Raw genomic sequence first — 13,973 nt, 5'->3', positions numbered from 1 at the left:
CGCGTTTCCACGTTACCATAGCGCTATCCTTTTTAGCTGTCTTTGCCAAGGCATGGGCAACTGAACACCGTTTCGCACCGGGAGACAATCCATGGGTTCCAAAGAAAACATCGCCGTCAACCTGCTTCTTGAACGGCTGGAACGCCGTTACGCACTGCGCGTACTCTGGGCATTGCGTGATGGCCATCCGCAAACCTTTCGCCTGCTGCAAGACAGTGTCGGCGGCATCACGCCCAACACGCTCAATACCCGCATCAAGGAATTGCGCGAAGCCGGGTTTCTGGACCACGGTAGTGATGGCTACATCGTTACCGCCTCCGGCCAGGACCTGCTCAAGCGGCTTTCGGACATCCAGGCGTTCGCCACCCGCTGGTCGGCAGCGCGCGCCAGAAAATAAGCACTCTCCATTCACCAAAGGAACCTTCACAGTGGCATTGACAACCACCGCCTCCGGCCTTCAATTTGAAGACCTCTGCACCGGCGCAGGCGAGCCTGCCCGCAAAGGCCAGACCGTGCGCGTGCACTACACCGGCTGGCTGCACCAGGACGGCGGCAAGGGCCAGCGTTTTGACTCCAGCCACGATCGCGGCGTGCCGTTCGAGTTTCCGCTCGGAGCCGGCATGGTGATCCGCGGCTGGGACGAAGGCGTGCAGGGAATGCAGGTGGGCGGGCAGCGCACGCTCCTCATTCCTTCGGAATTGGGCTACGGTCCACGCGGTGCCGGCGGCGTGATCCCGCCCAATGCAACGCTGCTGTTCGACGTCGAGCTGCTCGCTATCGACTGAAGCGCCGCGACATCAGGCTGACCAGCCATCCGGCCAGCCCTCCCACCGGCGCGCCAAAGGCCCCGGCCGAGATGGGCTCTATGCCCCACCACAGGCCCGGCACCAGCAATCCAGCGGGCAGCCATGCGCGCGCTGCCGGGTTGTGGATCACCAGGTAATACAGCGTTACCCCCAGGCCCACCGCCATGGCTGCGACGGCTCCATGGCGGGTCATGCCGCGCCAGTAGATTCCAAGCACCATGGCAGGCACAAAGGTTGCCGCGGCGATCGAGAACGATGCCGCCACCAGCGGCAGAATTTCCGAAGATCTGAGCGCAGCGACGAAAGCCGCCGCCAGTGCCACTGTGAGCAGGGTGAATTTCGTCAAAATCACCCGCTGCTCCGGAGAAGCCTTGCGCCTGCCCGGCTGGAAATAGAGATCGCGCACCAGCGCATTGCTGATCGTGAGCAGCAGGCCATCGGCCGTCGAAAGGGCCGCCGCAAGGCCGCCGGCCGCCACCAGGCCGGAGACCACATAAGGCAGGCCGCCAATCTCGGGCGCGGCAAGGACCAGCAGATCCGCACCCAGCCGGATCTCACCGAACTGCACGATGCCATCGCCATTCACGTCCTGTACCGACAGCAGCGAGGAATCCACGCTTGCCCATTGCGCAATCCAGCTGGGCAGCGCGTCAAATCGGCTGCCCACCAGATGGTTCATGACCTCAAACTTCACCAGCGCTGCCAATGCCGGAATGCTCAGGTACAGCAATGCAATGAAGACCAGCGACCACGCCACGGACGCACGTGCAGCGGCGACCGTCGGCACGGTGTAGTAGCGCATCAAGAGGTGTGGCATGCCGGCTGTTCCCAGCATCAGGCAGAACAGCAAGGCGATGAAGTTGCGCCGCGACAGGTCGTATTGCACCTGCTGCGTCTCGTCACCCGCCGGGTCTCCTGCAAACGGCTGGATGTGCCGCGGCAGCCCTCCCAGCGGCTGTGCACGTTGCTGGTTTTCGCGCAGATCACGTGTCCAGCGCGCACGCGCCTCGGCCTCATCGCGCGGCATAGCCAGCAGCTCACGACTCGCGGCAACGATCAAATCCACATCGGCGTTGCGCGAACGCAGCTGCTGGATGCGCTCGCGCGCTTCGCGCCGCTCGCGCTCAAGGGCCGCAGGCACGTCCGCCAGGCGCTCCACGTCTTCACGCACGCGCTCCTCATAGGCAGCGATGACTTGGCGTTCGGCAGCCGACGCCAGCAGCGCACTTTCGCGTTCCGCGATTTTGCCCAGCTGCTGCCCGTAGGCCAACGGCGCCATTGGATTGCCCAACTGCTTGTACGCAAGCCACGATACCGGGATGAGAAACGCCAGCAGCAACACCACGTACTGCGCCACCTGAGTCCAGGTGATGGCTCGCATGCCGCCCAAAAACGAGCACAGCAGCACGCCGCCCAAGCCCAGCATGATGCCGATCTCGAACTGCACACCTGTGAGCCGTGAGGCAATCAGCCCGACGCCGTAGATCTGCGCCACCACATAGGTGAACGAGCACAGCACCGCCCCCAGTGCGGCAAGGATGCGAGGCCAGCGGCCGCCGAAGCGCACCTGGAAGAAGTCCGGAATGGTATAGAGCTGCATCGCCCTGAGTGGCGGCGCAATCAGCATGGCCACGAGCACGAAACCACCAGTCCAGCCCAGGATGTAGGCCAGCCCGCCAGGCGCTCCGGGCGTGCCTGAAAACCCCTGCAGATAAAGCGCACCGGACAAGCTGATGAACGACGCCGCGCTCATCCAGTCGGCAGCCGTCGCCATGCCGTTGTAGATCGGTGGAACGCGTCGTCCCGCGACGTAGTACTCGGCCGGATCAGAGGTACGGCCATGCACGCCAATGACGGCATACGCCATCACCGTGAGGAACAGGAAAATCGGCCCAATCCAGTGGCGCGACAGGCCCTGTTGCTCGGCCCAGGCCATCGTGGCAATGAAGCCGATCAGGCCGATGACATACAGACCCAGGATGTGGCGGATGCGGCTGCTGTAAGAGCGCTCGGCGCTGCCCGGATCAGCCATGCGCCTTGCCTTCGGGGCGCGCACCCTCTTCCATCCGCTGTCGACGCTCAAAACGCTGCATCGCCCAGCAGTAGCCCCAGGCCAGGGCGATGAATACCAGCATCCCGCCCTGCGCCGCAACCCAATAGCTGAAAGGCCAGGGACCGATCGAAAACTGCAGATCCGCGGCGAAATAACCCACGCCAAAAGAGACCGCAGCCCAAACCGCCAGCAAGGCCAGCTTGAACCCCAGGTGGTGCAAATCCGCCAGCGCCGGATCAAGCGGCACGCCTACCCGCTCGGCGTCTGATTCAGGCGTGGTGGCCGTGGGCATGCGCGGCGCAGGTCGGTAGCGTCAGCGAGCGAGCTGCTGCCAGGTAGCCACCACGGAGTCAGGATTGAGCGAAATCGAGGCAATCCCCTCGTCCGCCAGCCACTGGGCAAAATCCGGGTGGTCGCTGGGCCCCTGGCCGCAGATGCCGACGTACTTGCCCTGGGCCTTGCAGGCGGCAATCGCCTGCTTGAGCAGCGCCTTCACCGCCGGATCGCGCTCGTCAAAATCGTGCGCGAGCAATTCCAGCCCGGAATCGCGATCGAGCCCGAGCGTGAGCTGGGTCAGGTCATTGGAGCCGACAGAAAAGCCGTCGAAGTATTCCAGGAACTCGTTGGCCAGCACCGCGTTGCTCGGTACCTCGCACATCATGATGAGCTTGAGAGCGTTCTCGCCGCGCTTCAGGCCATGCTCGGCCAGCAGTTCGGTTACCCGTTTGGCCTGGCCGAGCGTGCGCACGAAGGGCACCATCACCTGCACATTGGTCAAACCCATCTCGCCGCGCACGCGCTTGAGCGCCTCACACTCCATCGCAAAGGCTTCGGCAAAATCCTTGCTGATGTAGCGCGCCGCGCCGCGAAAGCCCAGCATGGGGTTTTCTTCATCGGGCTCATAACGGCTGCCGCCGATGAGCTTGCGGTATTCGTTGCTCTTGAAATCCGACAGGCGCACGATGACGGGCTTGGGCCAGAAGGCGGCAGCAATCGTCGCCACGCCCTCGGCCACCTTGTCAACGTAGAAGGCGCGCGGGCTGGCGTGGCCGCGGGCCACGCTCTCCACTGCCTTCTTCAGATCGGCATCGACCGCCGGATAGTCCAGGATGGCCTTGGGGTGTACGCCGATGTTGTTGTTGATGATGAACTCCAGCCGCGCCAGGCCCACACCCTCGTTGGGCAGTTGCGCGAAGTCAAACGCCAGCTGCGGATTGCCGACGTTCATCATGATCTTGGTGGCGATCTTGGGCATCTCGCCGCGCTGCACCTCGGTGACTTCGGTTTCCAGCAGGCCGTCGTAAATGTGGCCGGTATCGCCCTCGGCGCAGCTCACCGTGACCAGCGTGCCGTCCTTGAGCAGCTCGGTCGCGTCACCACAGCCGACCACGGCCGGAATGCCCAGCTCGCGCGCGATGATGGCCGCGTGGCAGGTGCGCCCGCCGCGGTTGGTGACGATGGCGCTCGCTTTCTTCATCACCGGCTCCCAATTCGGGTCGGTCATGTCGGTCACCAGCACGTCACCCGCCTGCACCTTGTCCATCTCGCGAATGTCGTGCACGAGGCGCACCGGGCCGGTGCCGATTTTTTGTCCGATGGCGCGGCCTTCGGCCAATACGGGCCCCGTGCTCTTGAGCTTGAAGCGCTGCTCGGCCTGGCCCTTGGCCTGGCTTTTCACCGTCTCGGGGCGCGCCTGCAGGATGTAGAGCTGTCCGTCGGTGCCGTCCTTGCCCCACTCGATGTCCATGGGGCGACCGTAATGCTGCTCGATGGTGAGCGCATAGTGCGCGAGCTGCTCAACCTCGACGTCGCTCAAGCTGTATCGGTTGCGCTGCTCGGTGGCAACTTCCGTCGTCTTCACGAGCTTGCCCGATGCGGCCTTTTCCTCGGGCGAGGCAAACACCATCTGGATCAGCTTGGAGCCCAGGTTGCGCCGGATCACCGCGCGCCTGCCCGCCTTCAGCATCGGCTTGTGCACGTAAAACTCATCGGGGTTGACGGCGCCCTGCACCACGGTCTCGCCCAAGCCGTAGCTGCTGGTGATGAACACCACCTGGTCGAAACCGCTTTCGGTATCGATGGTGAACATCACGCCGGCCGCGCCCTTGTCCGAACGCACCATGCGCTGCACGCCGGCCGATAGCGCCACCACGTCGTGCGCAAAGCCCTTGTGTACGCGATAGCTGATCGCGCGGTCGTTGTAGAGGCTGGCGAACACTTCCTTCATCTTGTGCAGCACGTCGGCTATGCCGACCACGTTCAGAAAAGTTTCCTGCTGGCCGGCAAACGAAGCATCCGGCAGATCTTCGGCCGTGGCCGAGCTGCGCACCGCAAAACTTGCCTGTGCATTGCCGCTGCTCAACGTGGCAAAGGCGTCACGCACCGCTTTTTCAAGGTCTCTTGGAAAGGGCTGGCTCTCAACCCAGCCGCGGATTTCAGCGCCAGCGGCAGCCAGCGCGCGCACGTCGTCCACGTCAAGTGCCGCCAAGCGCGCGCTGATGCGATCGTGCAGGCCTTCGTACTTGAGAAATTCGCGAAACGCGTGCGCTGTCGTCGCAAAGCCGGTGGGCACGCGCACCCCCTGCGGCAGTTGCGAAATCATCTCGCCGAGGCTGGCGTTCTTGCCGCCGACCACCTCGACATCGGTCATCCTCAGGTTTTCAAACGGTACGACCAGGGCGGTCGCCTCAAAGCGTGCAGACATGGGAAAGCTCCAGAAGTTGAAACCGGGTCTGCCGCAGCGCCGTCAAAATCCGGCGCGCGCGCGCCCATGCAGCGTGTGAAGCTTTGTCGTTGGAGGTGTAGGCCAGCGCGCTGCATGGTGAGGAATGGGAATAATCGTGTGATTGTAGGCTTTAGCCGCCCACCCCTTGCAACCTGTTTCATACCTCCATGCCCAAGACCACGTCGCTCAATCCCCGCACCGTTTTCTTTGTCTCCGACGGCACCGGCATCACCGCCGAAACCTTCGGCAACGCGATCCTCGCGCAGTTCGACATCGAACCCAAGCGCGTGCGTCTGCCCTTCATTGATTCGGAAGACAAGGCGCATCAGGTAGTGCGCCAGATCAACCACACCGCCGAGCTGGAAGCGCGCAAGCCACTGGTGTTCACCACGCTGGTGGACATGCAGGTGCTCAAGGTGATCCGCGACGGCTGCAAGGGCATGATGCTGGACATGTTCGGCACCTTCGTGCAACCGCTGGAAGACGAGCTTGGCATCAAAAGCCACCACCGCGTGGGACGCTTTTCGGACATCAGCCAGAACAAGGAGTACCACGACCGCATCGAGGCAATCAACTTCAGCCTGGCGCACGACGACGGCCAGACGCACGACGACCTGGCAGGCGCGGACGTCATTTTGGTAGGCGTCTCGCGCAGCGGCAAGACGCCCACCAGCCTGTATCTCGCAATGCAGCACGGCCTGAAGGCGGCCAACTATCCACTGATCCCGGAAGACTTCGAGCGCAAGCAACTGCCCCCTGCACTCGTGCCGTTTCGCAAGAAGATCTTCGGCCTGACGATCAGCCCCGAACGGCTGTCGGAAATCCGCAGCGAGCGCCGCCCCGGTTCCCGCTACGCGAGCCTCGAAAACTGCCGTGCCGAAGTGCACGAGGCCGAGGCCATGATGCGCCGCTCGGGCATACGCTGGCTGTCGTCCACCACCAAGTCGATCGAGGAGATCGCCACTACCATCCTGCAGGAGATCCGGCCTGAACGATTGAGCTATTGACCGGCGCAGTGACTTTTGGCACTTGGCAAGGAGAGGCAATTGACATCCCATAAGGGTCCCCGCAGGACGATGCCCCTCATGAGTTCCACCCATCCAGATACCTTCGCCCCTGTCGACAAGCCCCCGGCACTGCAAAGTAGCGCGCACGGCCCATGCGCCATTCTTCTGGTGGATGACCACGAGCTGGTGCGCCTGGGATTTCGGACCTTGCTGACAGAGCAACCGCGCGCGGCGGGCCAACCGCTGCTGACCATTCACGAAGCGGACACACTCGCCCATGCACTCACGCTGTACCAGGCGCATGCGGCCGACATCGCCGTCGTGGTGCTGGATCTCACGCTGCGCGACAGCCACGGACTCGATACGCTGATCGCCATGCGCCAGGCCTGCCCGGACGCCACGGTGGTGGTGCTGTCGGGAACCGCAGGCCCTGCCGTGGCCCGCGATGTCCTGGCACTTGGCGCGGCCGCATACTTTCCCAAGACGGGTGATCTCAGCCGCATGCTGGAATTCGTGCGCACCTGCGCGCTGCAGGGCGCGCAGGTCGCGCAGCAGATGCAACATGCGCCGCGGCACCCGCCTGACGGGCTGACCCGCCTGACCAGTGCTGCGGACCCGATGACGGATGCAGGCAGTCAGCTCACCGCACGCCAGCTGCAAACCCTGCAATGGGTGCTGGAAGGCAAATCCAACCGGGAAATCGGCGAAATCACCTGCCTGTCCGAGGGCACCGTGAAGAACCACGTCTCCATGCTGCTGCTGTCGTTCGCCGTGCGTTCGCGGGCGCAGCTCATCGCCAAATTGCGCGGTTGATGCTTGCCGACCAACCTGCTCCCATGGCGATCACTGCGCAAACACCCGCTGCCGCCGAAGACCGGCTCGACCGGCTCGTTCTGTGCGAGCAAGTGGCAATGCTGTATTCCACGATCCGCTCCGCCACCCTGGGCGACGCGCTGCTGGCGCTGACCTTCGGCGCCGCCATGTATTGGCAGGCACCGCACTGGCTGGTACTGGTCTGGATGCTGGCGCACCTGTACAACACTTCACGCCTGCCGGTACTGACGGCCTATTTCAAGGACCCGATGGCGGACGAACACCTGACGCATTGGGCCGACACTTATTGCCGCGAACTGCGCCTCAACAGCATCACCTGGGGACTTGCACCCCTGCTGTTCCTGCCGGACACCCTGCCACTGACGGCCTTGATGATGCTGATCATGATGGGCTTGTGCGCAGCCGGAGTTTCGGCGGTCTCGCCGCTCAAGCGCGCCGCCTGGAACTACCTGCTGCCGATGCTGCTGTGCCTCACGCTGGGGCTGCTGCTGCGTCCCAGCGTGATGAACGCCATTCTGGCGGTTTGCTGCCTGATTTTTCTGGGCTCGATACTGCGCTTTGCCAAGGCCCAGTCGGACTTGATGGCGCAATCACTCCGTTCGCGCTTCGAGAAGCAGGCACTGGCGGAACAGCTCGCGGCACAGGTCAAGGCCACTGAGGAGGCCAGCCGACAGAAAACACGTTTCCTTGCCTCGGCCAGCCATGATCTGCGCCAGCCCCTGCACGCCATCAGTCTGCTGGGAGCGGCACTGCAACACCAATTGCGCGGACAGCCTGCCAGCATCAATGCCGATCGCCTGATGCAAGCGGTGGGCACGCTGGGCCATTCGCTCGATTCGATGCTGGACATCTCCCGCCTGGACGCCGGCGTGATCGCTGCCGAACGCCAACCGCTGGCACTGCAGGAGCTGTTTCAGTCGCTCAACCAGCGCTTCGTCGACGCCGCCAGCGAGAAAGAACTGGCACTGCGTGTCCGCGCTACCGAGCTTTGGGTTGACAGTGACCCGCAACTGCTGCAGCGCCTGCTCTCCAACCTGCTAGACAACGCCATCAAATACACCACACGGGGCGGAGTGCTGGTGCTGGCGCGTCGGCGCCAAGGCCAGGCCTGCATCGAAGTGCACGACACCGGCATAGGCATAGCGCCAGAACAGCAAAAGCTCATCTATCAGGAGTTCTACCAGGTCAACAATCCGGGGCGCGATCGTGCGCTGGGCCTGGGGATAGGGCTGTCCATCGTTGCCCGGCTGTCGAAATTGCTCGCCCATCGGCTGCAGCTTGATTCCACCCCCGGGCGCGGTAGCCGGTTCCGGCTCTACTTGCCACTGGCACAGGCGTCGGCTGGCTCCGACCTCGCCTCGGCAGCAACCACCAAGCACTGCACGCCACCCCTCGCTGCGCCCGCACAGCCGATTCTGATCCTGGACGACGAAGCCGATGTGCGCATTGCCATGTGCGAGTTGCTCCTCAGCCATGGGGTGCAGGCCCGGGCCGCCAGCACCGAAGCCGAAGCGGCCGCCCTGCTGCAGGCAGCGCAAGCCAAGGGTGAGCCGTTTGAGCAATTGATTTGTGACCTGCGGCTGGCCCATGGCGTGGATGGACTGCGCGTCGGTCTGGCGCTGGCACGGCGCTTTGCGCCCCTGACACTGTTGCTCGTCACTGGCGAAACCGCGCCCGAAAGACTGCGCTACGTGCGTGCCGCAGGGGTTCCGGTACTGTTCAAGCCGGTGAACACGCAGTTGCTGCTGACGGCCATCAGTGCACCCTCCACGCCCATCGACGACACAAACAGAAACATTTCTGGCGCGTTGGCGTGACTTTCGGCACTGTCGCCCACGCACATGGTCTGCGATGCTGCAGGCAAACACAAATCACGGGGGTGAGACAGAGGCCGATATCCACGCGCTGCACAACCACAAGCGGCGAGCCATCAAGGCAATCGCCGGGCCATCCTCCTGGTGGGCAAGATGGCTTTTGCGTCGCAGCCCACGGTTCTCGGGCATGCAGCGACTACGGGCCAGCAATGTCTGGCCCGTTTTTTTTGCCTGCACCGGCGCCAGGCGCGTCTCGTGTTACTGCCGCAAAAAGTCGATGATGATGGCGCCCTGCTCACGCTGGCGATACTCGATGGCCACCCCATCGCCGTAGCGCATCTCGATCTGGCTGAGCAGCGGCAGCGGGTCGTGGTCGTTCATGAAACGCATGGTCTCGCCGGGATGCAGCGCATCCAGCGCGCCGAAGATGGCCGAATGGCGAAAGCGCCGGGCAATGCCGCGGGCATCAAACGGGTAGATCGCTTCGGCGGTGGTGTGGTCGTGCATGGGATTCAAAAGTGCATTGCAAATGACACTTCAGTGTACGGCGCCGGCCTTGCGCAAGCCAGCCCCGGCCCTGCCGCGAACGCGGGCAAACCTCAAGCCCCGGCCATGAAGCGGCGCAAGCGCGGCAGCGCAGCCTGCGCGGCGCGCCGACCCTCCTCGATGGCTTCGGCCGAACGATGGAAATCAAGCAGGCCCAGGTGCGCCAGGCTGGGGCTGATGACCAACTCCGGCGGATCGCCCGCCATGCGGCTGCGTGTGATGCGCATCTGCATGATGGCCACGCTGGTCATGACCACGTCCAGCACCGAAGGCGGCTTGGGCTTGTGCTCGACCTCATGGGACGGCAGCCACTGGCGCAGGCGCGTTTTCCAGCCCGTCGCCGGCACGGGCTCTGCGCCGCTCTCGGGTGCCGCGGCCTGGAGCTCGGTGGTGTGATCTTCCACCGCCAGGGGTTGCATGTGACGCTGCAGGATGTCTGCATTCAGGTCCACCGCGATGACGATGTCCGCCCCCATCGCGCGCGCCAGCGAGGTGGGCACCGGGTTCACGATGCCGCCATCGACCAGCATGCGACCATCCTCACGCTGCACCGGAGTGAACAGGCCTGGCAAGGCGATCGATGCACGCACCGCGTCGGCGATAGATCCATCGCGCAGCCAGACCTCGGCGCCGGAATGCAGATCGGTGGCCACCGCGGCAAAGGGCAGCGGCGAGGCTTTGATGTCGAAATCGGCAAAGTGGCGGCGCCAGAAGTCGATCAGCTTTTCCCCCTTCAACATGCCGCCGGCGAGGTTGAAATCCATGAAGCCGAACACCTCGCGCATGCCCAGGCTCTGCACCCACTCGGCAAAACGCGGCAGCTCACCCGCCGCATAGGCCGCGCCGACGAGTGCGCCGATGGACGCACCACAGACCACATCGGGCCGCAGGCCTTCTTCCTCCAGCACCTGCAGCACGCCGATATGCGCCCAGCCGCGCGCCGAGCCGCTGCCCAGCACCAGACCGAGCTTGGGGACACGCCGGGCGAGTGCCATGTCAGCCTTGACCCGCCAGCAGCGCCCGCAGACCGGCCTCGTCGAGCACCGCCACCCCCAGCGCCTGCGCTTTCGTCAGCTTGCTGCCGGCCTCGGCGCCGGCAACGACGTAATGCGTCTTCTTGCTGACCGAGCCGCTCACCTTGGCACCTGCGGATTCCAGCAGCGCCTGTGCCTCATCACGCGACAGCGTGGGAAGCGTACCGGTAAGCACCACGGTCTTCCCCGCCAGCGGCAGAGCAGAGGCAGGCAAAGGATCGGTTTCCAGCGGCTGCACGCCGGCATCCAGCAGCGCCTGCACTACCTCGCGGTTGTGCGGCTGAGCAAAAAAAGTGTGGATGGATTCGGCAACGATCGGGCCGATATCGGGCACCTGCATCAGCGCATCCGTGTCAGCATCCATTACCGCGCCGAGCCTGCCGAAGTGGCGCGCCAGATCCTTGGCGGTCGCTTCGCCGACATTGCGGATGCCGAGCGCATAGACAAACCGTGCAAGACTGGTGTGCTTGGATTTTTCAAGCGCTGCGCGCAGGTTCTGCGCCGATTTTTCGCCCATCCGATCCAGCCGGGCGAGCTGCTCCACGTCGAGCGCATAGACCTCGGGCAGGCTGTGCAGCAGCGCGCCGTCCACCAGCTGGTCCACGAGCTTTTCACCCAGCCCTTCAATGTCCATGGCCTTGCGGCTGGCAAAGTGCAGCAGCGCCTGCTTGCGCTGCGCGGCGCAGAACAGCCCGCCGCTGCAGCGGTGCTCGATCTCACCGGGCTCGCGCACCACGGCGGACGCGCACACCGGGCAGGCCTCTGGCATGTGGAAGTTGGGCACGTAGTGCGCCCGTTCGCCCGGCACCCGCCCCACCACTTCGGGAATCACGTCGCCCGCACGGCGCACGATGACCGCATCGCCCACGCGCACGCGCTTGCGCCGCAGCTCGAACAGGTTGTGCAGCGTGGCATTGGTCACCGTCGCGCCGCCAACGAACACCGGCGCCAGGCGCGCCACCGGCGTGAGTTTGCCGGTGCGTCCCACCTGCACATCAATGGCCTGCACGGTGGTGACCATCTCCTGCGGCGGGTATTTGTGCGCCACGGCCCAGCGCGGCTCACGCGTGACAAAGCCCAGCTGGCGTTGCAAGGCCAGGCTGTTGACCTTGTAAACCACGCCGTCGATGCCATAGGGCAGCGCCGCACGCCGCTCGCCCATCTCGCGGTGAAACGCCACCAGCTCGGCGGCGCCATGCGCGATGCGCGCCTCGGCCGCAACCGGAAAACCCCATTGCCTGAGCTGCTGCAGCAGTGCGTGATGGGTTTCAAAGCGCGGGCCGCCCTGCTGCTGCGGCGTGACTTCACCGAGCCCGTAGGCGAAGAAGGACAGCGGGCGCTGCGCGGCGATGCGCGCATCGAGCTGACGCACGGCACCGGCCGCTGCGTTGCGCGGATTCACGAAAAGCTTCTCGCCGGCCGCCTGCTGGCGCTGGTTCAGGCGCTCGAAATCCGCCCCACGCATATAGACCTCACCACGCACCTCCAGCAGCGGCGGCGCATCGGCCGGCAGACGCAGAGGTATCTGGCGGATGGTGCGGATGGCGTGCGTGACGTCCTCGCCCACCTCGCCATCGCCGCGCGTGGCGGCCTGCACCAGCTGGCCGCCCTCGTAGCGCAGGCTCATCGCCAGGCCGTCGAACTTGGGCTCGGCGATGTATTCAACGGGTGGATCGGCCTGCGCCAAACCGAGTTCACGGCGAATGCGGGCATCGAAGGCTTGCGCCCCCGTGGCTTCGGTATCGGTCTCGGTGCGAATGCTGAGCATCGGCACGGCATGGCGCACGGGGGCGAGGCCGGGCAGCACGCTGCCCAGCACGCGCTGGGTAGGTGAATCCGGCGTGACAAGTTCGGGGTGCGCGGCTTCGAGCGCTTCGAGCTGCTGGTAGACGCGATCGTACTCGCCATCGGGCACGCTGGGCGCGTCGAGCACGTAGTATTCATGCGCCCAACGGTTGAGCTGAGCCCGGAGATTCTCAATTTTTATAGCCTCCGGCGCTTTGTCAGCAGGCGTTTGAGCCGAAAAAAGATCGGATTGCATCAACTGAACAGTCGGCGTGCCAGCACCGATCCGGCGGAAAGCTCACGCTCGTCGAGCTGGTCATAGAGCTGCTCCAGATCGCTCGCGATCGGTTCCATGGCCATCGCGGGAATCATCTGCCCGTCGGGATCGCAGAGCACGCCATCCATTGTCTGGCCCAGCTGCCGCGCCACTTCGCGCAGGCGGGCAAACGGCTGCTCGCCGCGCGCCACCTGCGGCACGTCCAGCGCCAGGCTCACCTCGCGCAGCGCCGAGCGCTCGGGCTCGTCGGACATCGCTGCCTGCGCGTCGTACGCGAGCGTGAGCAGCGGCGGCAGGCCGGCATCGGCGGCGGGCAGCACCAAACGCCCCGGCATGCTGCCGACGACGAAACCCAGCGGTGCTGCGCTTTGCTGGATGTAGCCGGGGCTCCACGCCGCCTGGCGCGCACGCAGCGCGAAGGACAGCTGCGCATCGTGTGCGCTCGCGAACTGGTCGAGCTCACGCGCACGCGCCACCTCGTGCACCATGTCGGGAAATTCCGGCGCCGCATTGATCGCATCGGCAAAGGCCTGCGCCTTGGCGACGAATTCGGAAAATTCGATGTTGTTGAGCGCCCCCAGCCGATTCGCCAGCTGCACCCCGGCCTGGAACTGGCGGTAGCGCGCACCGGGCTGCGGCGCCTCCCACTGCTGCGTGGCCTCGTTCAGTCCTTCGACGGCAAACGGCTTGCTGCCGACACGGCGGGTCGTCGGCAATGCCGCCAGCGCCGCATCGCCCGAGACCAGTTGTTCCGCGGCCAGCGGCACGATGGCATCGATCAGTGCATCGAGCGCGCCACGCTGCTGCGGCGCAACTTCATGCGCCGCAGCGGCCACGGGGTCGATCTGCAAGTCCTGCCAGGCGGGCGGCGGGTGCGTATCGTCGTGCGCGCCAAGCGCCGGCGCCGCGGCATCGAGCAGCGGATCGCGGCGCACCGGCTCCTGCCCTTCACCGGGCGCGGCCTGGGCCACCTGGCGCGCGCGGCGCGGCGCATTGCGGTGGTTGTTCCAGGCGTTGTAGGCGACGACGACGATCAGCACGACGGCGCCAACGATGGCAAGAGCGGTTTGAAAGGAACTCATGGGTAATCGT

12 protein-coding genes are annotated in these 13,973 nt (G+C 64.8%); 5 read left to right on the top strand and 7 right to left on the bottom strand.

The annotated features are described in order from the left end of the window. Positions 1 to 91: 91 nt before the first annotated feature. On the top strand, positions 92 to 397 hold the full coding sequence (locus tag ABS45_RS12530; RefSeq protein WP_291555866.1) for a winged helix-turn-helix transcriptional regulator: 306 nt from the start codon (positions 92 to 94) through the stop codon (positions 395 to 397). A gap of 31 nt (positions 398 to 428) precedes the next feature. Then, positions 429 to 785: an FKBP-type peptidyl-prolyl cis-trans isomerase gene (locus ABS45_RS12525; protein WP_291555865.1), complete on the top strand. Its 357-nt coding sequence runs from the start codon at positions 429 to 431 to the stop codon at positions 783 to 785. Here ABS45_RS12525 and ABS45_RS12520 read toward each other — a convergent pair. The 3 genes from ABS45_RS12520 to ppsA are packed head-to-tail and all read right to left on the bottom strand — an operon-like array spanning position 775 to position 5,563. Further along, a complete protein-coding gene (locus ABS45_RS12520; RefSeq protein WP_291555864.1) occupies positions 775 to 2,838 on the bottom strand; it encodes a VC_2705 family sodium/solute symporter in 2,064 nt (687 codons plus the stop codon). The two genes, ABS45_RS12525 and ABS45_RS12520, sit on opposite strands and share 11 nt — an antisense overlap. Beyond that, a complete protein-coding gene (locus ABS45_RS12515; RefSeq protein ID WP_291555863.1) occupies positions 2,831 to 3,151 on the bottom strand; it encodes a DUF4212 domain-containing protein in 321 nt (106 codons plus the stop codon). The genes ABS45_RS12520 and ABS45_RS12515 overlap by 8 nt, the downstream gene beginning before the upstream one ends. A gap of 21 nt (positions 3,152 to 3,172) precedes the next feature. Then, the gene (gene ppsA, locus ABS45_RS12510; RefSeq protein WP_291555862.1) at positions 3,173 to 5,563 is read right to left on the bottom strand and encodes a phosphoenolpyruvate synthase; all 2,391 of its coding nucleotides are present in this window, start codon (positions 5,561 to 5,563) and stop codon (positions 3,173 to 3,175) included. A gap of 188 nt (positions 5,564 to 5,751) precedes the next feature. Between ppsA and ABS45_RS12505 the strand changes: the two genes are divergently transcribed. The 3 genes from ABS45_RS12505 to ABS45_RS12495 all read left to right on the top strand — a co-directional run bounded on the left by ABS45_RS12505 (position 5,752) and on the right by ABS45_RS12495 (position 9,242). Then, positions 5,752 to 6,591, top strand: a complete 840-nt coding sequence (locus ABS45_RS12505; protein ID WP_291555861.1) for a pyruvate, water dikinase regulatory protein — start codon at positions 5,752 to 5,754, stop codon at positions 6,589 to 6,591. A gap of 78 nt (positions 6,592 to 6,669) precedes the next feature. Continuing rightward, positions 6,670 to 7,404: a response regulator transcription factor gene (locus tag ABS45_RS12500; protein WP_291555860.1), complete on the top strand. Its 735-nt coding sequence runs from the start codon at positions 6,670 to 6,672 to the stop codon at positions 7,402 to 7,404. A gap of 23 nt (positions 7,405 to 7,427) precedes the next feature. Continuing rightward, complete coding sequence (locus ABS45_RS12495; protein ID WP_291555859.1) at positions 7,428 to 9,242, top strand: hybrid sensor histidine kinase/response regulator; 1,815 nt, start codon at positions 7,428 to 7,430, stop codon at positions 9,240 to 9,242. Positions 9,243 to 9,497: 255 nt separating this feature from the next. Here ABS45_RS12495 and ABS45_RS12490 read toward each other — a convergent pair whose 3' ends face one another. The 4 genes from ABS45_RS12490 to ABS45_RS12475 all read right to left on the bottom strand — a co-directional run bounded on the left by ABS45_RS12490 (position 9,498) and on the right by ABS45_RS12475 (position 13,963). Further along, entirely contained in the window at positions 9,498 to 9,746 is a 249-nt protein-coding gene (locus ABS45_RS12490) for a DUF2249 domain-containing protein (RefSeq protein ID WP_291555858.1), read from the bottom strand. Between the two features lie 92 nt (positions 9,747 to 9,838). Continuing rightward, a complete protein-coding gene (gene rssA / locus ABS45_RS12485; RefSeq protein ID WP_291555857.1) occupies positions 9,839 to 10,780 on the bottom strand; it encodes a patatin-like phospholipase RssA in 942 nt (313 codons plus the stop codon). A 1-nt stretch (position 10,781) separates the two neighbouring features. Further along, positions 10,782 to 12,860: an NAD-dependent DNA ligase LigA gene (ligA, locus tag ABS45_RS12480; RefSeq protein WP_291555856.1), complete on the bottom strand. Its 2,079-nt coding sequence runs from the start codon at positions 12,858 to 12,860 to the stop codon at positions 10,782 to 10,784. After that, a complete protein-coding gene (locus ABS45_RS12475) occupies positions 12,860 to 13,963 on the bottom strand; it encodes a cell division protein ZipA C-terminal FtsZ-binding domain-containing protein (protein ID WP_291555855.1) in 1,104 nt (367 codons plus the stop codon). The genes ligA and ABS45_RS12475 overlap by 1 nt, the downstream gene beginning before the upstream one ends. Positions 13,964 to 13,973: the final 10 nt, after the last annotated feature.

This window comes from Comamonas sp. SCN 65-56 (assembly GCF_001724135.1).
GTDB lineage: Bacteria > Pseudomonadota > Gammaproteobacteria > Burkholderiales > Burkholderiaceae_C > Comamonas_C.
This window is presented reverse-complemented; position numbering and strand designations above follow the sequence as displayed.